The sequence below is a fragment of the Agrobacterium tumefaciens genome, from assembly GCF_013337285.1.
Classification (GTDB): Bacteria; Pseudomonadota; Alphaproteobacteria; order Rhizobiales; family Rhizobiaceae; genus Agrobacterium; species Agrobacterium burrii.
In genome coordinates, this window is sequence record NZ_SUPW01000004.1 from 342,375 (window position 1) to 363,010 (window position 20,636).

Annotated in this window: 19 protein-coding genes and 1 tRNA gene; 12 read left to right on the forward strand and 8 right to left on the reverse strand. The window is 57.8% G+C overall.

What is annotated here, in order from left to right; translation table 11 throughout:
• Positions 1 to 58 precede the first annotated feature (58 nt).
• From FCH38_RS14550 to FCH38_RS14565, 4 genes are all read left to right on the forward strand, one after another.
• Positions 59 to 1,735 (forward strand): ABC transporter permease, encoded by a 1,677-nt coding sequence (locus tag FCH38_RS14550; protein ID WP_174374177.1) that lies wholly within the window; start codon positions 59 to 61, stop codon positions 1,733 to 1,735.
• A 180-nt stretch (positions 1,736 to 1,915) separates the two neighbouring features.
• Positions 1,916 to 4,105, forward strand: coding sequence for a TonB-dependent siderophore receptor (locus FCH38_RS14555; protein WP_174374178.1), 2,190 nt, complete (start codon positions 1,916 to 1,918; stop codon positions 4,103 to 4,105).
• Positions 4,106 to 4,216: 111 nt separating this feature from the next.
• Positions 4,217 to 5,098 (forward strand): helix-turn-helix transcriptional regulator, encoded by an 882-nt coding sequence (locus tag FCH38_RS14560; protein ID WP_174374179.1) that lies wholly within the window; start codon positions 4,217 to 4,219, stop codon positions 5,096 to 5,098.
• Between the two features lie 125 nt (positions 5,099 to 5,223).
• Positions 5,224 to 5,619: a PRC-barrel domain-containing protein gene (locus tag FCH38_RS14565; RefSeq protein WP_149898460.1), complete on the forward strand. Its 396-nt coding sequence runs from the start codon at positions 5,224 to 5,226 to the stop codon at positions 5,617 to 5,619.
• 112 nt (positions 5,620 to 5,731) lie between these two features.
• Here FCH38_RS14565 and FCH38_RS14570 read toward each other — a convergent pair whose 3' ends face one another.
• The 6 genes from FCH38_RS14570 to FCH38_RS14595 form a co-directional block, all read right to left on the reverse strand.
• Entirely contained in the window at positions 5,732 to 5,974 is a 243-nt protein-coding gene (locus tag FCH38_RS14570; RefSeq protein WP_174374180.1) for a DUF982 domain-containing protein, read from the reverse strand.
• Between the two features lie 313 nt (positions 5,975 to 6,287).
• Complete coding sequence (locus FCH38_RS14575) at positions 6,288 to 6,446, reverse strand: YqaE/Pmp3 family membrane protein (RefSeq protein ID WP_149898461.1); 159 nt, start codon at positions 6,444 to 6,446, stop codon at positions 6,288 to 6,290.
• A gap of 103 nt (positions 6,447 to 6,549) precedes the next feature.
• Positions 6,550 to 6,963, reverse strand: a complete 414-nt coding sequence (locus FCH38_RS14580) for a type II toxin-antitoxin system HicB family antitoxin (RefSeq protein ID WP_174374181.1) — start codon at positions 6,961 to 6,963, stop codon at positions 6,550 to 6,552.
• A 4-nt stretch (positions 6,964 to 6,967) separates the two neighbouring features.
• The gene (locus tag FCH38_RS14585) at positions 6,968 to 7,156 is read right to left on the reverse strand and encodes a type II toxin-antitoxin system HicA family toxin (RefSeq protein ID WP_149898463.1); all 189 of its coding nucleotides are present in this window, start codon (positions 7,154 to 7,156) and stop codon (positions 6,968 to 6,970) included.
• 191 nt (positions 7,157 to 7,347) lie between these two features.
• Positions 7,348 to 7,423: transfer RNA gene (locus tag FCH38_RS14590), tRNA-Thr, on the reverse strand.
• A 136-nt stretch (positions 7,424 to 7,559) separates the two neighbouring features.
• On the reverse strand, positions 7,560 to 8,522 hold the full coding sequence (locus FCH38_RS14595) for an NAD(P)H-dependent flavin oxidoreductase (protein ID WP_174374182.1): 963 nt from the start codon (positions 8,520 to 8,522) through the stop codon (positions 7,560 to 7,562).
• Between the two features lie 253 nt (positions 8,523 to 8,775).
• Here FCH38_RS14595 and FCH38_RS14600 point away from each other — a divergent pair, with 253 nt between their 5' ends.
• Complete coding sequence (locus tag FCH38_RS14600) at positions 8,776 to 9,921, forward strand: hypothetical protein (protein ID WP_174374183.1); 1,146 nt, start codon at positions 8,776 to 8,778, stop codon at positions 9,919 to 9,921.
• A 456-nt stretch (positions 9,922 to 10,377) separates the two neighbouring features.
• Here the strand turns inward: FCH38_RS14600 and ppk2 are convergent, their stop codons facing one another.
• Positions 10,378 to 11,259, reverse strand: coding sequence for a polyphosphate kinase 2 (ppk2, locus tag FCH38_RS14605; protein ID WP_153515153.1), 882 nt, complete (start codon positions 11,257 to 11,259; stop codon positions 10,378 to 10,380).
• A 232-nt stretch (positions 11,260 to 11,491) separates the two neighbouring features.
• On the opposite strand from ppk2, the gene phoR reads away from it, so the two are divergent.
• The 7 genes from phoR (at position 11,492) to phoB (ending at position 19,434) form a co-directional block, all read left to right on the forward strand.
• Positions 11,492 to 12,760, forward strand: coding sequence for a phosphate regulon sensor histidine kinase PhoR (phoR, locus tag FCH38_RS14610; protein WP_153515152.1), 1,269 nt, complete (start codon positions 11,492 to 11,494; stop codon positions 12,758 to 12,760).
• Positions 12,761 to 12,955: 195 nt separating this feature from the next.
• Positions 12,956 to 13,990: a substrate-binding domain-containing protein gene (locus tag FCH38_RS14615; RefSeq protein WP_149898468.1), complete on the forward strand. Its 1,035-nt coding sequence runs from the start codon at positions 12,956 to 12,958 to the stop codon at positions 13,988 to 13,990.
• A 271-nt stretch (positions 13,991 to 14,261) separates the two neighbouring features.
• On the forward strand, positions 14,262 to 15,746 hold the full coding sequence (pstC, locus tag FCH38_RS14620) for a phosphate ABC transporter permease subunit PstC (RefSeq protein WP_153515151.1): 1,485 nt from the start codon (positions 14,262 to 14,264) through the stop codon (positions 15,744 to 15,746).
• On the forward strand, positions 15,743 to 17,065 hold the full coding sequence (gene pstA / locus FCH38_RS14625; protein ID WP_153515150.1) for a phosphate ABC transporter permease PstA: 1,323 nt from the start codon (positions 15,743 to 15,745) through the stop codon (positions 17,063 to 17,065). Before pstC ends, pstA begins: the two co-directional genes overlap by 4 nt.
• Positions 17,066 to 17,079: 14 nt before the next feature.
• A complete protein-coding gene (pstB, locus tag FCH38_RS14630) occupies positions 17,080 to 17,895 on the forward strand; it encodes a phosphate ABC transporter ATP-binding protein PstB (RefSeq protein ID WP_149898471.1) in 816 nt (271 codons plus the stop codon).
• Between the two features lie 98 nt (positions 17,896 to 17,993).
• Positions 17,994 to 18,719, forward strand: coding sequence for a phosphate signaling complex protein PhoU (gene phoU / locus FCH38_RS14635; RefSeq protein WP_174374184.1), 726 nt, complete (start codon positions 17,994 to 17,996; stop codon positions 18,717 to 18,719).
• A 31-nt stretch (positions 18,720 to 18,750) separates the two neighbouring features.
• Positions 18,751 to 19,434 carry a phosphate regulon transcriptional regulator PhoB gene (gene phoB, locus FCH38_RS14640; RefSeq protein WP_003493692.1) on the forward strand — a complete coding sequence of 228 codons (684 nt, stop codon included), beginning with the start codon at positions 18,751 to 18,753 and terminating at the stop codon, positions 19,432 to 19,434.
• Positions 19,435 to 19,727: 293 nt separating this feature from the next.
• On the opposite strand, the gene FCH38_RS14645 is transcribed toward phoB, so the two are convergent.
• Positions 19,728 to 20,264, reverse strand: a complete 537-nt coding sequence (locus tag FCH38_RS14645) for a GcrA family cell cycle regulator (protein WP_149898472.1) — start codon at positions 20,262 to 20,264, stop codon at positions 19,728 to 19,730.
• Between the last annotated feature and the right edge of the window lie 372 nt (positions 20,265 to 20,636).

A 20,636-nucleotide genomic window follows, 5' to 3' on the forward strand; every position in this document is an offset into this window, starting at 1 on the left:
AATAAGCTGGAAGGCGTTCGCACCCGCGGGCGCCTTTCCCTGTATTTTCAAGAAGCTCATGAATCCACACGCCGTCCAGCCATTGACGTCCCGCGCGAGACCAAGGTTTTCATCCGCCTTCTGGTGGCTGTTCCTGTCCATGGTGGCGGTCTGCGGCGCCATGGTGCCGGTTGTTGCGCTCGTCTCCCAGGCTGTGCAGGGTTCGGCAGGCCTGTGGGCGCATCTTGGCGCAAGCGTTCTTTTGACCGCCCTGCCGGACACGGTCATCCTTCTGGCCGGTGTCGGCCTGCTGGCCGGTATCATCGGAACCTGTTCGGCCTGGCTGGTCACCGCTTATGATTTTCCCGGTCGCCGGATATTGGAATGGGCGTTGCTGCTGCCGCTGGCCATGCCCACCTATATTGTCGCCTATGCCTATCTGGATATTCTGCACCCCATCGGGCCGGTGCAGGGGGTGATCCGTTGGCTGCTCGGTTATTCCAGCCCGCGTGAATTCCGCTTGCCCGATATAAGGTCGATGACGGGCTGTATCATCCTGCTTGGCTTCGTGCTGTTTCCCTATGTCTATATCCCCGTCCGCGCCATGTTCCTCACACAGGCTGGCAATCTGCTGGAGGCCGCCCGAACGCTTGGCGTTTCCAGACAAAGGGCTTTTTTTAAGGTCGCGGTGCCGTTGGCGCGCCCGGCAATCGCGGTCGGCGTCAGCCTTGCCCTTATGGAAGCGCTGAACGATATCGGCGCTTCGGAATTTCTGGGCGTCCGCACCCTCACCGTTTCGGTCTATACCACCTGGGTCACGAAATCCGATCTGCCGGGTGCGGCGCAGATCGCACTTTCCATGCTGTTCATCGTCGTCGCCCTCGTGGCGTTTGAACGCTGGGCGCGGCGCAAGCAGCGTTATTCGGTTTCCGCGCAGAAAAGCCGGGAGCTGGAGCCGGTGCGCCTTACTGGCCTCAAGGCCTGCGGCGCTTTTACACTCGGCAGCCTGCCGGTCCTGATCGGTTTTGTGGCGCCGGCGAGCTATCTCGTCATCGAAGCATGGAAACGATTCCGCTTCAGCGGCCTGTCGGCCCGTTTTACCGAGGAGGCTTTGAACACCATCGTCTTTGCCGGGTTGGCGACGATAATCACCCTCATTCTCGGCCTTGCTGTTGCTTACGCGATGCGCCTTGCTCCGGGGCGTCTCTCGCTCTGGTCCTTTCGCCTCTCCACGGTGGGATATGCAGCCCCCGGCACGGTCATTGCCATCGGCGTATTGATTGCGCTCGGTGGTTTCGACAGGTTTGTCGACCAGACCATGCGCGACTGGTTTGGCATCTCCACCGGCCTTATTTTCATCGGCAGCGGTGCAGCCCTGATCTATGCCTATTCGGCGCGTTTCCTCACCATTGCAGCCGGCGGCGTCGATGCGGGCTTGAGCCGTATCCCGCAATCCTTCGATCATGCTTCGCGAACACTCGGGCGATCCGCAACCCAGACATTCCGCCAGATCCACCTACCACTCTCGAAGGCATCGCTTGCGGCAGCGGCGTTGCTGATCTTCGTGGACTGCGTCAAGGAACTCCCCGCCACGCTGTTATTACGGCCGCTCAATTTCGAGACCTTCGCGACCCATCTCTACGGCGAAGCGGCGCGCGGCACCTATGAGGAGGCGGCAATCGCCGCACTGGCGATTGTCGTCATCGGCATCCTTCCCGTCATGCTGCTTGCGAGGATCGGCCGACGCAAAGGTTGATGGCTGGGTCTCGCCACATAAAATGACGGGCACAAAACAGTGCGAGAGGCCAATAAGCTTCAAATACTCCCGGAAAACGACAAGCATCCCGCCTTAATCCTGATGTAAATACTCAGCTTAATTGAAGTGCTGCGGCCTGCCGGCTATGACCGTCGTCCGCGATCTGTTTCGGGGCATATCTTGAAAAATTTGCATGGGATGTTTTTGGGCCGTCTGGCTTTGGGAACGGCTGCCGTTGTTTTGATGGCGCCGGTGATGGGCCACGCACAGGAAACGACCGTTCTGCGGGAAATCACCGTCGAAGGGCAGGGGGCGGAAAGTGCCACGGGTCCGGTCCGGGGTTACGTCGCTAAGAAAAGCGCCACCGGTTCGAAAACCGACACGGAAACGAAAGACATTCCGCAATCCGTATCCGTCGTCGGCCGCAAGGAAATGGATGATCGCGGCGCCGTGACGAAAATCGACGAGGTGCTGCGCTATACGCCCGGCGTGACGGCGGAGCCCTTCGGCACCGATCCGGATACCGACTGGTTTTACATTCGCGGTTTTCAGGCCACCCAGACCGGCGTTTTCCTCGATGGGCTGAACCTGTTCAGCTATGGTTTCGGCGGTTTCCAGATGGACGCCTATGGTCTGGAACGGGTGGAGGTGCTGAAAGGGCCTGCCTCGGTGCTCTATGGCGGCGCCAATCCCGGCGGTATCGTGCAGCTGGTCCGCAAGCAAACTCAGGATACGCCGGTTCGTGAAACGGAAATCGGCATCAACAATTTCGGCAATGCCTTCTTTGGTTTCGATCTCGGCGACAAGGTAGATGCTGAGGGCGTGTGGAAATACCGCGTCACCGGCAAGGTTTCCGGCGGCGATAATTACACCGATTACTCAGAGGATCTGCGCGGCTTCATCATGCCGCAGATCACCTTCGAGCCGGATGCGCAGACCAGCGCCACACTCTACGGATATTTCTCGGCGCTTGATCAGGTCCATGTCGGCAATGGCTTCCTGCCCTATGTCGGCACCGTCGTCGATGCGCCCTTCGGCAAGCTCGACCGCAAGGCCTTTTATGGCGAGCCTGATATCGACAATGGCCGCGTCTACCAGTCGATGGTGGGTTACGAAGTCAGTCATGAATTCGATAATGGCTGGAAGATCAGCCAGAACGCCCGTTACGGCCACCTCTACAAACACGAAACCGGACCTTATCCGGGCGGTTGGGCCAATGCCGACGCTAACGGCCAGCCGATCCTCGATGCCACCACCAACGACTATATGTTGACCCGCTTTGGTTATGACGGCCTGTCGAAGGCGGACAGCTTCGGCGTTGACAACCGCATTGAAGGCCAGTTCGAAACCGGTGCGGTCAGCCATTCGCTGCTCGTTGGTCTCGACTATAAATATTACAAGCTGGATCAGGTGCAGGCCTGCTGCGGATCGAATGCGATCGGCGCGCTCAAGCCGGTCTATGGCTCGACGCAGGGAACGAATTTCGTTTATGCAGACAATGTCGTGACCCAGCAGCAGATCGGCATCTACGCGCAGGACCAGCTGCGTTTCGGTGATGGCTGGCTGGTGACGCTCAACGGTCGTTACGATTATGTCGATACGGAGCTTAAAAACAGGCTGCCGGCAGGCGCTTCTTTCCGCTCCAATGACGATGCGCTGAGCGGCCGGGCCGGCCTCGCTTATGAATTCGACAATGGCCTGACGCCCTATGTCTCGGCGGCCACCTTCTTCAATCCGCTGATCGATACGCTTGCGGATGGCACCCCGGCCGCACCGGAGGAGGGGCACCAGTTCGAAGCAGGTGTCAAATACGAGCCAACTTTCTTTGATGGCAGCATCACTGCCTCCGTCTTCAAGCTGGTCAAGGACAATGCCATCGTGTCCTATACGGCTGGCGGCGTGACCACGAGCGGGCAGTTCGGACAGGTGGAATCCACCGGCTTCGAGCTGGAAGCCAAGGCCAATCTTTCCGACAACTGGAAGGCCCTTGCTTCCTATTCCTACACCGATCTTGAGATTACCCGTGATGCCAATCCCAACCTGATCGGCAAATCCCCATGGATCGTGCCGGCCAACACCGCGTCCCTGTGGGTGGATTACGCCTTCACCGATGATACGTTTGAAGGCCTCAGCATCGGCGGCGGTGTGCGCTATCAGGGTAAATCCTGGGCGGATGCGGCAAACACGTTGCGCGTTCCGGATGCGGCGGTCTTCGATGCCGCAATCCGCTACGAGAAGAACGACTGGACGGCATCCGTCAACGTCGCGAATGTCTTCGACAAGGAATATGTCAAGAGCTGCGCCGGTGTCTCGGTCTGCGGCTGGGGCGACAGCCGTACCATCACCTTCAAGCTTGCCAAGAAGTGGTAAGCTACCTCTTCAACGGCGGAGAGTTGCGGGAAATATAGTTTGCCTCTATAAACATGAATAGATTTATCATGTTTATAGAGGCGCCTTTGCGCCTTGCGGGATCAAGAGGCCATGGCTTTCCGCGTGCGGATGGAAAATGAGATCGAGGGCTTTGCCGTCATCGGCGGCCCGCGCTCGAGGGTATGGAACGGCATCGTCGCCGATCTCTGGGACGTGCGCTGCGCCCCGAAAGCGGGCGGCCGTTATGTCGGCAAGGACCCGCGGTTTGTTTTCCTGCTGGATATGGACGGGAGCGATGACGGCCGGTTCATGATGAACCGCTCCCGCCGCGACAACTACGGTTCCTCCAAGGCGAACCGGATTTCCTTCGTGCCCGCCGATCTGGATGTGCATGCGGAACTTAGCAATGTATCCTTCGTGCGCCATCTCGATCTGCATTTCGATGCGGGTTTGCTGGGTGCGCGGCTGGTGCAGGGGTTTGACCCGCACGGCCTGCTCGATCCGAATCTGATGTTCGAGGATGAGCGCCTGCTGGCGCTGGCGCGGTTGATCGCGGCCGAATGCGATAATCCCGATCCGCTGCACGACCTCTACGGCGAAAGCCTTGTGCTGGCGCTGTTGACGGATTTCCTTAAGGTGAAGCGGGAGCCGGTCAAGAAACGCAGCAAGCTTGCCGCCTGGCAATTAAGGGCGGCGACCGATTACATCCGCGAACATTGCCTGCGGTCGATCCGGCTGGAGGAGCTGGCGGAACTCACCAACCTGTCGCAATCTCATTTCAGCCACGCCTTCAAGGCGTCTACCGGCGTGCCACCGCATCAATGGCAGATGCAGGCGCGCATTGATCGCGTCAAGGAACTGATGATGCGAACCGACATGGCGCTGACCGACATCGCCATTGCCAGCGGGTTTTCGGATCAGGCGCATTTCTCCCGCGTCTTCCGCAAGATGGTCGGGGTTTCCCCCTCAGTTTGGCAAAAAATCCGCCAATAGCGGCCTTTTTGTTCCGTCCTCCTTCAAAAAAATACCTGCCGCAGCGCTTGAAACGCCTCGGAACGATTCCCCCGTCGCAGGGTTTACAGGACGTGACACCAACGAGGAAAATCAAGGAGGAAGAGATGACATTGCATCAGGAACCCCGCGCCGGACAGGACCCCTATGTCAAGGATACGCCGAGCCTGATCGCCAGCGACAAGGTTGAAGGCACCCGCGTTTATGGTGCTGACGGCAAACATATCGGCTCGATCCAGCGCATCCTCCTGGAAAAGCGCGGCGGCCGTGTTGCCTATGCGGTCTTGAGCTTCGGCGGTTTCCTGGGCATTGGCGACGATTATTATCCGCTCCCCTGGGAAAAATTGCACTATGACGAGGAGCTTGATGGCTACCGCATCGATCTCACCAAGGAAGAGATCGAAAACGCGCCGCATTTCGCCAATCTCGATGATAACGATCTGCTGACCGCCAAGGACCGCAAGGTTCATGACTATTACGGCGTCGCGCCTTACTGGATGTAAGAAGCAGCGGCTTTTGATCGCACCCAAGACAAAGCGTTTCCGGACAATTTCCGGAAGCGCGACATACGGAAAAACGGCTCCATGACGGAGCCGTTTTTCGTTTTATCTCAATTTAATGCGGGTTTTTCTGCATCTCGGAAACCGCATCTGTGAAACATTTGCGCGCTTCCTCCGGCGATTTGCGCCCGTCAAGGGCGGCGCGGCAGGCGCTTCTGGCTCTCACGAAGCTCAATCCACCAATCTTCGGCCAGCCTTCCGTCAACAACGTCAGTGCTTCAGAGGGGCCGGCGATGACACTCTTGCCGTTCGCCTCAAGATTGACCTCGACCGGTTCTGTCCATCTCTCGTTCTTCATCGTGCACCTCCCAGAGCAACGCGATCCCGAAATACACCCGGCAGCGGAGCAACCCATGAGCGCGGCCGTGTGTCACTGCTGTTTAGAATATGCGCAAGCGAGTGAATTGACAACGGGGATCAACGAAAGCCGAAAAACGACAGGATCGCGAGGACGATAACGACGAGGCCGACGATGTAGATGATCTGGTTCATGATTTTCTCCTTGGCTGCTTGTCATCACCTTAACGTGAGGAAGAAGACGAGGTTCCGGAGATCATGAGAATTTAATCATGTACTAAAATGTTGAGGACGCCCCATCGCGGGCCGGAATTTCACTTCCGCAGGATCACCCAGATGGCGTGAATGATGCCGGGGACATAACCGCACAGCGTCAGGAGAATATTGAGCCAGAACTGCAGGCCAAGCCCGACCTGAAGGAACACACCGACGGGCGGCAGAAGGATGGCGATAAGAATGCGAATGACGTCCACGATATCTGGCTTTCTGGTTGAGAGTGACTTGCCGATCAACGTGTGGCGGGCTGTTTGGTTTCAAACACTTTTGCCGTGACGATCGCACGTCAGCCAAACGGACCTACCGATGATCGTCGCGGCTTGCGTTCGACATCTCATGTTTAGCTGCCCGCGCCAGGAAGCCGGACCGCGTCAGCCCTTTGGCCTCCGCGAACGCGTCAATTTCTTTCAGAACGTCTTCCGGGAGTGTGATGTTGAGACGAACAGACTTCTTGCTCTCCGCCTTGAGAGCGACCAGGATGGCGACGCTATTACTGTTTTCCGCGTTAGCCATGACGGTATCGAGAGAAGATGGTTCGGGAATGGCTTCACCGTCGTCGATCATACCTTCAACATGGAGCGCCAAAGCTTCTTCCGCCATACGGCGCGCATCATCAAGATCGGTGCCTGCGGTCACAACGCCCGGAAAGTCAGGGAAAGAAACGCCGTAATCGCTATCACCGTCCTTGTGGATCAGTCCGATATAATTACTCATGGTTCTACCTCAGTTTCAGCCCGGATTGTTTTTCAATGCTTTTGAGTGTGCCGATCGGCAAATCCCTCTTCGGGTGAGGAACGGTCACGCGGCCTTGTTTGGTTGGGTGTTTGAACTGGACGTGGCTACCTTTGGTGCTCACCTCATACCAGCCATCTGCCGCCAATGCCGAAATGATATCGCCACTTTTCATATGTGTATTGATACACATCGTCGGACCGGCAGTCAATAATTGGCTGAAGAGGTCTGAGTGACAAAATCCGACGGGCGACAATCCTCAATGGTCATCGAACTTCTGAGCAGCCTCAATCGCCACGTGAAGCCGTGCGAAATCGGGGCCGTCGAGCCTATCGATGGGATAAGGTTTCTTGTTTATTCGGAAAATGGTGCCGCTTAGGTGACTCGAACACCTGACCCCGTCATTACGAATGACGTGCTCTACCGACTGAGCTAAAGCGGCCCGATTATGACCCGTTTGTTACGGATCAGCTTCATGGCGGGCTGATACAGGCAATGCTGACGGATTTCAAGCCTTGAATGTGCTGGTTTTGAAAATTCCGAGAAAAAGCTTTGCCTGTCCGTTGTTTATGAATGCCTCAGGCTTTCGCGCAGATGCGGTGTCTGGCCGCCTCATATTCGCGTGCCAGTCGATCGACGAGATCCGCCACCGGTTCCACCGCCTTGACCGCGCCAATGCCCTGGCCGGCGCCCCAGATGTCCTTCCAGGCCTTTGCGCCGCCGGTTGCCGTTTCGAAATCCATCTTGGAAGGGTCCGCTTCGGGCAGGTTGTCGGGATCCATGCCAGAGGCGACGATGGAGCTTTTCAGGTAGTTGCCGTGTATGCCGGTAAAATAATTCGAATAGACGATGTCCTTCGCTTGGGCATCCACGAGCGCCTGCTTGTAGCCGTCGGAAGCGCGTGCCTCCCGCGTGGCGATGAAGGGCGAGCCGATATAGGCCATGTCTGCGCCCATCGCCTGTGCGGCAAGGATGGAGCCGCCATTGGCGATGGCGCCGGCCAGCAGCAGCGGGCCATCGAACCATTCGCGGATTTCCTGCACGAGGGCGAAGGGCGAAAGCGTGCCGGCATGTCCGCCAGCGCCGGTCGCCACCGCAATCAGCCCGTCCGCACCCTTGCGGATGGCGGAGCGGGCGTGGCGATCATTGATGATGTCGTGCAGCACGATACCGCCATAGGAATGTACGGCCGCATTAACTTCCGGCACGGCGCCGAGCGAGGAGATCACCACCGGCACCTTATATTTGACGCAGAGGCCGAGATCATGCTCCAGCCGGCGGTTGGACATATGCACGATCTGGTTGACTGCGAAGGGCGCCGCTGGACGATCGGGGTTGGCGCTGTTGTGTGCGGCAAGCTCTTCGGTCATCATCGCCAGCCATTCGTCCAGCTGGCTTTCGGGCCGCGCGTTCAGCGCCGGGAAAGCGCCGATGACACCCGCCTTGCATTGCGCCAGCGTCAATTGCGGATGCGAAATAATGAATAGCGGTGATGCTATGACCGGAAGACGCAGATTGTCTTTCAGCACGGACGGCAGCATGTTTCCTCCCACGAATTACGTTTACGCGCACGTAAGCTAATATCGTGTTCGGCAAAGGATTGAAAGCGAAAACAGCGTCGTACCAGCGTCGCAAACCTGCGGTCGCAGCGCCACAATGGATCGATTTTCCCCAAGGCAATCCGGTCTTTATATCAAACGATGCTTGCGGAGGCGCGGCATAGCCGTTACCGAATCGTAAACCAATGACGCAGCGCCGCATATTTTTGCAAAGCGCATAGAACAAGGATCGGTCGTGAGCGGACTGGAAACGGCAATCAGAAATGCTCTGGAAAAATCGGACAGATCGAACGCCGAAGTTCGTGCACGGATTTACCAATCATCCCGCCAGGCGCTGGAAGCGGGCCTGCGCAAGCAGGGCATAGACGAACCACAGGTCGTCGCACAGCAACGCCAGCGGCTCGAAAGCCTCATTCATGTGATTGAAAATGAAGAGCGCAACCGGCTTCTGGACAGGGTGGAGCAGCAATTGCGGCCGCCACTGCCGGAAAGTGTCGCCCATGATGAACCCTCGGTCGATCCCGTTTTGCAGCCGCAGCACCACGGCGATATGGCCATCGAGCCGGAACTGCGTGGCGAAACGCGTGATGCGCAGCCGGGCGCCACCGGTGCCGGGGAGCCTCCAAGCGCCGGTCGGCGCAATGCAAAGCCATCAAAGAGAGGCTCCAGCGCAGGCGATGCCTCGCTTGCTTTCCGCCCGGAAGGCGCTGTCGGCCGCCGCAAGCGTCGCGGGCTTTTTGCAAGGCTTTTCATTTATCTGACGCTTCTCGCCTTTATCGGTTTGGGCGCCTGGTGGGTCTATTCGTCCGGCCTGCTGTTGTCGCCCGCGCAGCGCGATACCAGCGTGCCCAATCCGCCGGCCCAGGTCCAGGCAGAGGACTTCAACGGCGCGGAGCCCGCACCGAGCCTCTCCGCCGGCCGTGGTTTTTCCGACGACTGGGTGGAACTCTTTAATGCCGAGCGCGGCAGTGCCGGAGTTTCGGCAGGCCCGCGTGCGACGGTCGAAAACATCGCCACACCTGCCGGCAAGGCGATAAAAGTAACGTCGAGAAGTGTTTCGCAGGATGGTGCGGTCAGCGTCGAGGTTCCGGTGGAAGTCATGCGTGACATGGCGGGCAAGTCCTCGACCATATCCATTACGCTGCAATCATCCAGCGACCGGCAGACGCAGGTTTCCGTCGCCTGCGATTTCGCCACGCTTGGAGATTGCTCACGCCACCGCTTTACGGCCACGGCTGAACGGGCGGATATGCTGCTGAACGCGACATTCGAGCGCTCGCTCGCTCCCAATGCGCCCGGCAGAATCTTCATCAACAGCGACATCGACGGCAACAGCCGCCCGGTCAATCTTTATTCCGTGCGGATTCTGCCTGGTCAGTAAGTTAGGATAGGATAGTCTTTATTATGATTCCAACTGAAATTCTTTCCAATACTATTAGATGTCATCGAGTGTATAATTTATATTTATAATTATTCTATTATTAGAAAATAAATTCCAAAACAATTAAAAATTAAACATAAAATATTAATTGGAAGCGAAAATATTAATCTTGATTTGTTTGAAGTCTGCTTATCTGACTCCCCTTCGTACAACTTCCATTTCGGCTGGCTATCAATACTAAAGTCCCAATTGTGCTTCCTGTAAAACATAATATCTCGAATGTCAGATATTGTAATGGATACAAAAAAGTACGTGTTCACACATACATAAAGTATCAATAAAATAATATTTTCCATCGAAAACACCGATCAATGTATAAAAACACCGATCAATGTATAACTTATAGGAAGAATGGCAAGCGCCGCCGTCAGGAGCGCTTGCCATCGTGTTCCTGTTCTATTTAAGAAACTCCGGACCCGACCCCAATATCTTGCCGTCGATCTCGCCGATCACCTTCTTGTCCTTGCCGTCATAATCGAGCGCGTTGAGAATATGGCGGATGAGGTTCACCCGGGCGCGGCGCTTGTCATTGGCGCGCACCACCGTCCAGGGGGCGACATCAGTGTGGGTCTTTTCCAGCATCTCGTCACGCTTTTGCGTGTAGTCGTCCCATTTTGTCAGCGCCGCTATATCCATATCCGAAAGCTTCCAGCATTTCAGCGGGCTGTGGCGGCGATCATGGAAGCGTTCGATCTGCGTCTCGCGGCCGATGTCGAGCCAGAATTTGAAAAGATGGATGTCCTCATGCACCAGCATCTTTTCCAGCCGCGGTGTTTCCTTGAGGAAGCGCTTGTGTTCTTCCGGGGTGCAGAAGCCCATGACCGGCTCGACGCCAGCGCGGTTATACCACGAACGGTCGAAGAGAACGAATTCACCGGCAGTCGGAAAATGTGAGATATAGCGCTGGAAATACCATTGGCCGCGTTCGGTTTCCGTCGGTTTGGTCAGCGCCACGACGCGGGCGTAGCGCGGGTTGAGATAGGCCCGGGCCGCGAAGATCGCGCCTCCCTTGCCCGCCGCATCGCGGCCTTCGAAAACCGCCATCACCCGTTTGCCGGTGGCCTGCAGCCAGAACTGCACCTTCACCAGCTCCACCTGCAGCGCCTCCAGCGCGGCATCGTAATCCTCCCGTTTCATCTTCTTGTCGTAGGGAAAGTCGCCGGCGGAGAGCTTCTTGTCCTCCACCCAGTCGGGAAGAACCGGATCGTCGATGTCGAAGCTGCGCGGTTTGCCGCCAATGGTAAGCTCCACCGATCGCTTCTTGGTGTCTTCGGCCATATTTGTTCTCCGGCTATTGTTGTGTAAAGGCAACTCACCGCCAATGAGTTCATATCCACCGGCAGAATTCAAGAGAAAGAGCAGGGGCTGGCCATGGTGCGGCATCGGCGACGATTGCGGCACAGATTTTGCGCATATACGTTGTGAAAAATGCGCGGTGATGAATCTCTGTCATGAAGCTGGCCTATGAGAATTCGATGCGCTGTCAGGTGAAAGTGGAAAGCAGGCTGAAATGGCAGTCATGGAAGGCGATCGTGGATTAAAGCTTTTGGGACGAAAGCTTGGCCGAAACTGGTTGCCCGTTCTCGTCGTCAGCATGCTGGCCATCGTGGCCGTTTCGGAACTGCATACGCCCTATATGCCGGCCGTCCTTTGGCTCTGCGCCATCATCGCCATTCTGGCCGTTCGGGAGCGGCCGGTGGGCCCGAAGACGGATGAAACTGCCGTTGCGGAAACGGATGAACCGGAAGCGCCGGCGGAGAGTGTCATTTCCGGCGTCAGGGCTGGCCTTGCGGTGCTGGATACGCCGGTCTTCATTCTCGACAAGAATGCCAGCGTGCTGTTTCAGAACGGTGCGGCGGAACGGGCTTTCGGCCAGCTTCCGCCCGGCGCGCATATTTCCGCCCGCCTGCGATCTCCGGGCCTGCTGGATGTCATCCGCGAAACCATCACCACCGGCCAGCCCAATCAGGTCGAGCATTCGGAGCGTTTTCCATCCGAGCGGGTCTTCATCGTTCGCATTGCCCGTGCGGATGCGGGGGAGGTGGCCGGCCCGCCATTTTACATATTGTCGTTCCGCGATGTGTCGGAGCTTCGCCGCATCGACCGGATGCGCAGCGACTTCGTCGCCAATGCCAGCCATGAATTGCGCACGCCGCTCGCCTCGCTGCGCGGATTCATCGAAACCATGCAGGGTCCGGCTCGCAACGACCCGAAAGCACAGGAACGTTTCCTCGCCATCATGCTGGATCAGGCAACCCGCATGAGCAGGCTGGTGGATGATCTGATGTCGCTTTCACGGCTGGAGCTGCGAGCGAATATCGCGCCGGACCAGAAGGTCGATCTGGTCTCGGTGATCGGTCATGTACGGGACGCGCTGTTGCCGCTCGCCAATGAACTGGATGTCGAGATCACCCTGCATCTGCCCGACCGGCCGGCGGAAGTACAGGGCGACCGCGACGAACTGGTGCAGGTATTTCAGAACCTCGTTGAAAATGCCTGTAAATATGGGCAGGAGGGCAAGGTCGTGGATGTCTGGCTGCGCGCCGAACCCGGCAAGCCGGTGGAAGTGAGCGTCATCGACAAGGGGCCAGGCATTCCCGCCGAACATGTGCCGCGTCTGACGGAGCGGTTTTATCGCGTCAGTGTCGCCGATAGCCGCTCCAAAAAGGGAACGGGTCTGGGGCTTGCCATCGTCAAGCACATCCTCACCCGCCACCGCGCTCGCCTCATCATTAAATCGGAATTGGGCAACGGCACGGACTTCACGGTCAGATTCTGACATAAAATATCTGTCTGCTTTTAATGTCGTAAAATTCTATAAATTAAATCAATAATTTAGACTGTCACAAATCTTTCACGGAAGTGACATAAAAGGATGTGGCTACGGTGGTTAAGAAAAGATCGCCGAGCGCATGCTTTGAGCGAGTGCCGCTATCGGCCGCGTCCACAAACAAGCCCACGACGGGAGAGACAAATGAACATCCTTAAATTTTCCGCAGCAGCTCTGGTGGCTTCTGTCGCCTTCGCTGGCGCCGCCGCTGCTCGCGACCAGATCCAGGTTGCCGGTTCTTCCACGGTTCTGCCCTATGCCAAGATCGTTGCTGAAACCTTTGCCGAAACCTTCCCGAACTTCAAGGCTCCGGTTGTTGAGTCCGGCGGCACGGGCGGTGGTCTGAAGGCGTTCTGCTCCGGCGTTGGTGAAGGCACCATCGACATCGCCAACGCTTCGCGCCCGATCAAGAGCGACGAACTGGCCGCCTGTAAGGCTGCTGGCGTTGCCGACGTTCAGGAAGTGAAGATCGGTTACGACGGTATCGTCTTCGCAATGGACTCTTCCAACAAGGACATCAAGCTTGAGCCGAAGGACCTGTACCTTGCGCTCGCCGCTGAAATCGTCAAGGACGGCAAGCTCGTTGCCAACCCCAACAAGAAGTGGTCGGAAGTCAACAAGGAACTGCCTGATGTAGCGATCGCCGCTTACATCCCGGGTTCCAAGCACGGCACCCGCGAAGTCTTCGAAGAGAAGATCATGGCTGACGGCTGCAAGGAAGCCGGCGCCACCGACGCCATCAAGAAGATTGTTACCGATGCCAAGCAGGCTGCTGCAAAGTGCGTTGCAGTCCGCAAGGACGGCGCTGCAGTCGACATCGACGGCGACTACACCGAAACGCTGGCCCGCATCGACGCCAACAAGACCGGCCTCGGCGTTTTCGGCCTTGCTTTCTATGAAAACAACGCTGACCGTCTGAAGGTTGCAACCGTTTCGGGCGTCGTTCCGTCCACGGAAACCGTTGCCAGCGGCAAGTACCCGGTTTCGCGCCCGCTGTTCTTCTACGTGAAGAAGGCTCACCTGGGCGTTATCCCGGGCCTCAAGGAATATGTCGAATTCTTCGTTTCTGACGCGATGATCGGCCCTGAGTCCCCGCTCGCCAACTACGGCCTGGTTGCCGCTCCGGACAAGGAGCGCGAAGAAATCCGCGCCAAGTTCACGGCCGGCGCTTCCATGTAATAAAAATGAGGGGCGCGGCTTGCCGCGCCCCTTGTTCCGCCCGGTGCCTCTCCGCTTCGGCGATTGTCTCCGGTTGACAGTTCCGATTCATCGCCATCCACATAATTGTTTATGGATTACAGATGGATAGGATGTATCAACCTTGACGCTTGCCAGACTTTGATACAGTCAAAAGGCAGGCATCTCTGGATGGTCCAGCGGTCTCGTTTTGATGACTTTTTGATTTGCCCGATATCGCACCGTGCTCTTGAGGCACGCCGAGGGAATTCTAATGAACACATCGATCCTTTTGCTGATACTGGCGCTGATCGGCATCGGCAGTTATCTGCTCGGTAGCCGCCGCGCCATTGCTTTGTCTGGCGGGCGTCCCTCCAGCATGCATTCCCGTGCCGGTTATCACGGTTCTTACGCTGTCGTCTGGGCGGTGCTGCCCGCGGCGTTCATTCTCTGTATCTGGCTTGTTATCAGCCCGTTGGTCGTCACTTCGGCGGTACGAGGCGATTTCCCTGAAGACGTGCGTGCCCAGTCCGAGGCGCAGCAGAGCCTGACCTACGGCATGGTGAGCTCCATCGCCCGTGGTCTTCAGCGCCTGACAACGGAAGAAACCGCGCAGGTCGATGCGGATACGGCTGCGGTAAGGCCGCTTCTGGCATCGAAGGGTGTGGCGATTGCCGGCGATCCCGAACGCTTCATGATCGAGGCCGCCCACACGCTGAATGCAATGACCTCCACCAGCCGCATTGCGATGATCGCCGTCGTGCTGGCGGCCGCGTTCGGTGGCGCCGCTTATGCGCTGCGTTCGATCGCTCCGCGCTTCCGGGCGCGAAACAAGGTCGAAAGGGTCATTCTTGCCTCTCTGCTCGTCGCATCGTCTATCGCGATTTTGACGACGATCGGTATCGTCCTGTCGATGCTGACGGAAGCCATCCAGTTCTTCAACATGGTTCCGGCACACCAGTTCTTCTTCGGAACGGTGTGGGATCCGCGTTTTGCGGCGGCTGGCTCAACGGATTCCTCCGGCCAGTTCGGTCTGATCCCGCTGCTCGCCGGCACGCTCTATATCGGTCTCGTCGCCATGGTGGTCGCCGTGCCGGTCGGACTGTTCGCGGCGATCTACATGTCGGAATACGCGACGCCGCGCGTTCGCTCCGTGGTCAAGCCGCTGCTCGAGGTGCTCGCCGGTATTCCGACGATCGTCTATGGCTTCTTTGCGTTGACGACGGTCGGTCCTTTCCTGCGAGACATTTCCACGCAGATCAGCGGCATCGCGACCGGTAACTACGCCAACTTCATCCAGGCGCAGAGCGTTATCACCGCCGGCTTCGTCATGGGCATCATGCTGATCCCCTATGTCTCTTCGCTGTCGGACGATATCATCACCGCCGTACCGCGCTCGCTGCGCGACGGCTCTCTCGGTCTCGGTGCCACGCGCTCTGAAACCATCAAGAGGGTCATTGTTCCCGCGGCACTTCCCGGCATCGTCGGTGCTGTGCTGATGACGGCGTCGCGTGCGATCGGCGAAACCATGATCGTGGTTCTTGCCGCCGGCGTTGCTGCCCGCCTGCAGATCAACCCCTTCGAACCCATGACCACCGTGACGGTCAAGATCGTCAGCCAGCTGACCGGCGACCTTGAATTCACCTCGCCGCAGACGCTGGTCGCCTTCGCACTGGGCATCACGCTTTTCGCCATCACGCTTTGCCTGAATATCTACGCGCTTTACATTGTGCGCAAATACCGGGAGCAATATGAATGACCGACATCGTTTCTCCCACAACCGGCGCTGCCGCCGCGAACCGGGCCACGCGCCGTGATATCGGCATCAAGCGCCGCTACGCCGCCGAACGCCGTTTCCGTGCTTATGGAATGGCAGCTATCTCGTTCGGCCTTATCTTCCTGTTTCTTCTGCTCTTTTCGGTTGTATCCAAAGGATACACCGCCTTCCAGCAGACGATGATCACCGTTCCGGTAGAATTTTCCGAACAGATCATCGATCCGAAGAATGAACGGGCCGCAAATCCCGCAAAGCTGATGACGGCCAATTATCCCGTCCTCGCCCGCGATGCGGTCGCCAAGGTTCTCGGCGTCGCGCCAACGGACCGGGCCGGACTTCGCGCCGTTAACGTCATGATCTCCGACAGCGTCCGCACCCAGCTGCGCGACATCGTCATTGCTGATCCTGCCGTCATCGGTACCACGCGCACTGTCACGCTTCTGGCATCGGGCGATGTCGACAGCGCCTTCAAGGGCCAGGTCGATCTGACGGTGGATGAAGCCAACCGCCGTATCTCGAACCAGCAGCTCGGCTGGATGAACCAGCTCGCTGAAAGCGGCCAGCTCGGCAAGCATTTCAATACCGGCATCTTCGTCAACGGCAATTCGAGCCGTCCGGAAGCGGCGGGTGTCGGCGTTGCCCTCATCGGCTCCTTCTACATGATGATGATCGTGCTGGTGCTTTCGCTGCCGATCGGTGTCGCAGCCTCGATCTATCTCGAGGAATTCGCCCCGAAGAACCGCCTGACTGACCTTATCGAAGTGAACATCAACAATCTGGCGGCTGTTCCCTCGATCGTCTACGGTCTGCTTGGCCTTTCCGTCTTTATCAACTTCATGGGCTTTCCGCGCTCGGCCTCTCTGGTCGGCGGCCTCGTCCTGACGCTGATGACGTTGCCAACGATCATCATCGCGACCCGCGCCGCTTTGAAGGCCGTGCCGCCGTCGATCCGCGCTGCAGCACTCGGTCTTGGCGCCTCGAAGATGCAGACGATCTTCCATCATGTCCTGCCGCTTGCCATGCCGGGCATTCTGACCGGTACCATCATCGGCCTCGCCCATGCGCTGGGCGAAACGGCGCCGCTGCTCTTGATCGGCATGGTGGCATTCGTCGCGAACTATCCGACAACGCCGATGGACCCGTCCACGGCGCTGCCGGTGCAGATTTACATGTGGGCGAACGAAGCTGAACGTGCCTTTGTCGAAAGAACATCCGGCGCTATCATCATCCTGCTTTTGTTCCTCATCGTCATGAATGTTGGCGCAATCCTGTTGCGTCGCCGCTTCGAACGGCGTTGGTAGAGGGAGATTGAGCAATGAACATGTTGTCGGAAGCAGCAGTTGAAAAGGCGCTGGACAAGAAAATGAATGAAGTTACATACAAGATGATCGGCAAGGACGTTTCGGTTTTTTACGGCGAAAAGCGCGCGCTTTACGACGTTAACCTCAATGTCCGCGAGAACACGGTGACTGCGCTCATCGGTCCGTCCGGTTGCGGTAAATCCACCTTCCTGCGCACCTTGAATCGCATGAACGACACGATCGATGGCTGCCGGGTCACCGGCAAGATCACCCTCGACACCGACGATATCTACGACCAGGCGATCGACGTCGTGGAATTGCGTGCCCGCGTCGGCATGGTGTTCCAGAAGCCGAACCCGTTCCCGAAGACGATTTACGAGAACATCTCCTACGGCCCGCGCATCCACGGTCTTGCCCGCAACAAGGCGGATATGGACCAGATCGTCGAACAGAGCCTGCAGAAGGCTGGTTTGTGGAATGAGGTCAAGGACCGACTGCATGAATCCGGCACCGGCCTTTCCGGTGGTCAGCAGCAGCGTCTGTGTATTGCGCGCGCGGTTGCCGTCAGCCCGGAAGTTATCCTGATGGATGAGCCCTGCTCGGCGCTCGATCCGATCGCAACCGCCAAGGTCGAGGAACTGATCCACGAACTGCGCGCCAACTATACGATCGTTATCGTCACGCACTCCATGCAGCAGGCAGCACGTGTTTCCCAGCGGACCGCCATGTTCCACCTTGGTCATCTTGTCGAAGAAAACGAAACGGACAAGATGTTCACCAATCCGGACGACCAGCGCACGCAGGACTACATCATGGGCCGCTTCGGCTGATTTCCGGCCGGCGCTTTATCGAAACCGAACAAGACTGGTGCCTTTGCCGTGCCCCGCTGGCGTGTACGTGCATGAAGGCCAAGCCGGAGGATTAGACCATGACACAGACAACGACCCATTCGCATATTCTGTCCGCTTATGACGACGAATTGAAGTTCCTGACCCGCCGCATCGCCGAAATGGGCGGTCTTGCCGAGCAGATGTGCGCGGATGCCGTGCGCGCACTGGTCAATTCCGACGCTGCGCTGGCGCAGAAGGTTATTTCCGACGACGCGATCCTCGATCATTCCGAGCGCGAGATCGGCGACAAGGCCATCATCACCATCGCCAGACGGCAGCCTGTCGCGGCCGATCTTCGCGAAATCATCGGCACGCTGCGTATTGCCGGCGATCTCGAGCGCGTCGGCGACCTTGGCAAGAACACTGCCAAGCGCGTTATCGCGGTTGCCGGCACCGGCGTGCCACGCAAGCTTGCCCGCGGTCTCGAACATCTGTCGGAACTGGCGCTGGTGCAGCTCAAGGAAGTACTTGACGTCTATTCCACGCGTTCCGCCGAGAAGGCCAACGCCATCCGCGAGCGTGACGAGGAAATCGACGCCATGTACACGTCGCTCTTCCGTGAGCTTCTGACTTACATGATGGAAGATCCGCGCAACATCACCACCTGCACGCACCTCTTGTTCTGCGCCAAGAACATTGAGCGTATCGGCGATCATGCGACGAATATCGCTGAGACAATTTATTACATGGCCACCGGCAGCCAGCCGGAGGGCGAGCGTCCGAAGGACGATAGTTCCAACACACTCGGTTCTGTGACCGAATAACAGACAAGCAGAAGCTTGCGGAGTTCAGCATATGGTGCCCAAGATTGCAGTTGTGGAAGACGAGGAAGCGTTGAGCGTCCTCCTTCGTTACAATCTCGAGGCTGAGGGATATGACGTCGACACGATACCCCGTGGGGACGAGGCGGAAATCAGGCTGCAGGAGCGTATTCCGGATCTTCTCATCCTGGACTGGATGTTGCCCGGCGTTTCCGGCATCGAGCTGTGCCGGCGCCTGAGAATGCGGCCCGAAACCGAACGCCTGCCCATCATCATGCTAACGGCGCGCGGCGAAGAAAGCGAGCGGGTGCGCGGTCTTGCCACCGGCGCCGACGATTATGTCGTCAAGCCGTTTTCGACACCGGAACTTATGGCCCGGGTCAAAGCGATGCTGCGTCGCGCCCGCCCCGAGGTTCTTTCATCGGTGCTGAAATGCGGCGATATCGAACTGGATCGCGAAACCCATCGCGTTCACCGCAAAAGCCGCGAAGTCCGTCTTGGGCCGACGGAATTCCGCCTGCTGGAATTCCTGATGACATCTCCGGGTCGGGTGTTCTCCCGCTCGCAGTTGCTGGACGGCGTCTGGGGTCATGATATCTATGTCGATGAGCGCACCGTTGACGTTCACGTTGGACGCCTACGCAAGGCGCTTAATTTTTCGCACATGCAGGATGTCATCCGCACCGTCCGCGGTGCCGGGTATTCGATGGAAGCTTGAGCGAAGCCGGGTTTACAGCTTCAGTGAGCACAAAATCCGACCAAAAATCAAAAGGCCCGACACCATTCCGGTTTCGGGCCTTTCGGTTTTGAACATTCCCTAAAAATGAAACTCCATCCGTTGAACGGGCAATCGACGGCCCGCCCGGTATCCGGATTGTGTGGCAAGGCACGGCGGTGATGGAGGAAACGGTCAGGCGCGCCACTGGCGTATTTCCCAACCGGCCTGATTTTGTCAAAAAAAACGGGCCAGAAGGCCCGTAGTTTTTGAGTGCTGAATGCGTGCCGCAACACTCAAGCCTTACGGCGCTCACTGACCGGCTGATAAGCGAGCTTCGCATGGAACTTGCAATAGGGCGAGGATTCCAGCGCTTCGCAACCGCAGAAGTGGAAGTCATCCTTCAGCGGGTCACCGACCGGCCACTTGCAGGTGCGCTCCGTCAGTTCCGTCAGCGTCAGGCGACGGGAAATCGGCGTAACGACATTTCTGGAAGAAGGAACGTAGTCGAGTACTTCGGCGGTCTCGATGCCGATTTCTTCGTGCAGCGCTGTTGCCGCGTTCGAACGGGTGAGAATTCGGGCCGGCGCCGCGTTGACGCGGCCCGCGAAATTTGTCGCGCGCGGGGCAGGTGCTGCTGTGCGCTTGGGCGCGGAGCGTGCCGAAGTGACCGGTCCGCCAGCCTTGACGCGTCCCGGCAGATTGAGACGGTGGACCTTGCCAATCACGGCATTACGGCTGACGCCGCCCAGCTGTGCTGCTATCTGGCTGGCGCTAAGTCCTTCGGCCCACAATTTCTTGAGTTTCTCGACCCGCTCGTCTGTCCAGTTCATGCCGCTTCTCCGCTTGTCGCGTATATTTCGGCAGAATCCATCTCCGTCTCGCGGGTGTGCCGCAAGCGTGGTTCCTACCGGATTTTAGGTGACTAGTTCCGCCGCAATGCAGTCTAGTAATTAGCGATTAACCTAGTGCCAGCCCGACTCCGTGGCAAGAGTCGCGGGAATCATCTGGAATCGATTTTCCGGTTTTCCCCAACTTGCTGGGGTGTTGAGTCAGAAAGGCAACACCTTGGGGCTCTCTGGCGGCTGCCTACTAGTGCTTGAGAAGCCCGGGAAACGCGGACTTTTGTTGACATCGGCAAACGAACTGACAATAGTGCCCCTGCCGCCGCGAGGCGGCATTTTTGATTTTCAGGCGAGGGATAA

What these genes read in the sequence shown, in the direction of transcription:
- ppk2 (WP_153515153.1), bottom strand. Translation starts at nt 11,259, where the DNA reads ATGGCCGAAGACACCAAGAAGCGATCGGTGGAGCTTACCATTGGCGGC.
- phoU (WP_174374184.1), top strand. Translation starts at nt 17,994, where the DNA reads ATGACACAGACAACGACCCATTCGCATATTCTGTCCGCTTATGACGAC.
- FCH38_RS14595 (WP_174374182.1), bottom strand. Translation starts at nt 8,522, where the DNA reads ATGCTGCCGTCCGTGCTGAAAGACAATCTGCGTCTTCCGGTCATAGCA.
- FCH38_RS14570 (WP_174374180.1), bottom strand. Translation starts at nt 5,974, where the DNA reads ATGAAGAACGAGAGATGGACAGAACCGGTCGAGGTCAATCTTGAGGCG.
- FCH38_RS14645 (WP_149898472.1), bottom strand. Translation starts at nt 20,264, where the DNA reads ATGAACTGGACAGACGAGCGGGTCGAGAAACTCAAGAAATTGTGGGCC.
- pstC (WP_153515151.1), top strand. Translation starts at nt 14,262, where the DNA reads ATGAACACATCGATCCTTTTGCTGATACTGGCGCTGATCGGCATCGGC.
- phoR (WP_153515152.1), top strand. Translation starts at nt 11,492, where the DNA reads ATGGCAGTCATGGAAGGCGATCGTGGATTAAAGCTTTTGGGACGAAAG.
- pstA (WP_153515150.1), top strand. Translation starts at nt 15,743, where the DNA reads ATGACCGACATCGTTTCTCCCACAACCGGCGCTGCCGCCGCGAACCGG.
- pstB (WP_149898471.1), top strand. Translation starts at nt 17,080, where the DNA reads ATGAACATGTTGTCGGAAGCAGCAGTTGAAAAGGCGCTGGACAAGAAA.
- FCH38_RS14585 (WP_149898463.1), bottom strand. Translation starts at nt 7,156, where the DNA reads ATGAAAAGTGGCGATATCATTTCGGCATTGGCGGCAGATGGCTGGTAT.
- FCH38_RS14560 (WP_174374179.1), top strand. Translation starts at nt 4,217, where the DNA reads ATGGCTTTCCGCGTGCGGATGGAAAATGAGATCGAGGGCTTTGCCGTC.
- FCH38_RS14565 (WP_149898460.1), top strand. Translation starts at nt 5,224, where the DNA reads ATGACATTGCATCAGGAACCCCGCGCCGGACAGGACCCCTATGTCAAG.
- FCH38_RS14550 (WP_174374177.1), top strand. Translation starts at nt 59, where the DNA reads ATGAATCCACACGCCGTCCAGCCATTGACGTCCCGCGCGAGACCAAGG.
- FCH38_RS14580 (WP_174374181.1), bottom strand. Translation starts at nt 6,963, where the DNA reads ATGAGTAATTATATCGGACTGATCCACAAGGACGGTGATAGCGATTAC.
- phoB (WP_003493692.1), top strand. Translation starts at nt 18,751, where the DNA reads ATGGTGCCCAAGATTGCAGTTGTGGAAGACGAGGAAGCGTTGAGCGTC.
- FCH38_RS14615 (WP_149898468.1), top strand. Translation starts at nt 12,956, where the DNA reads ATGAACATCCTTAAATTTTCCGCAGCAGCTCTGGTGGCTTCTGTCGCC.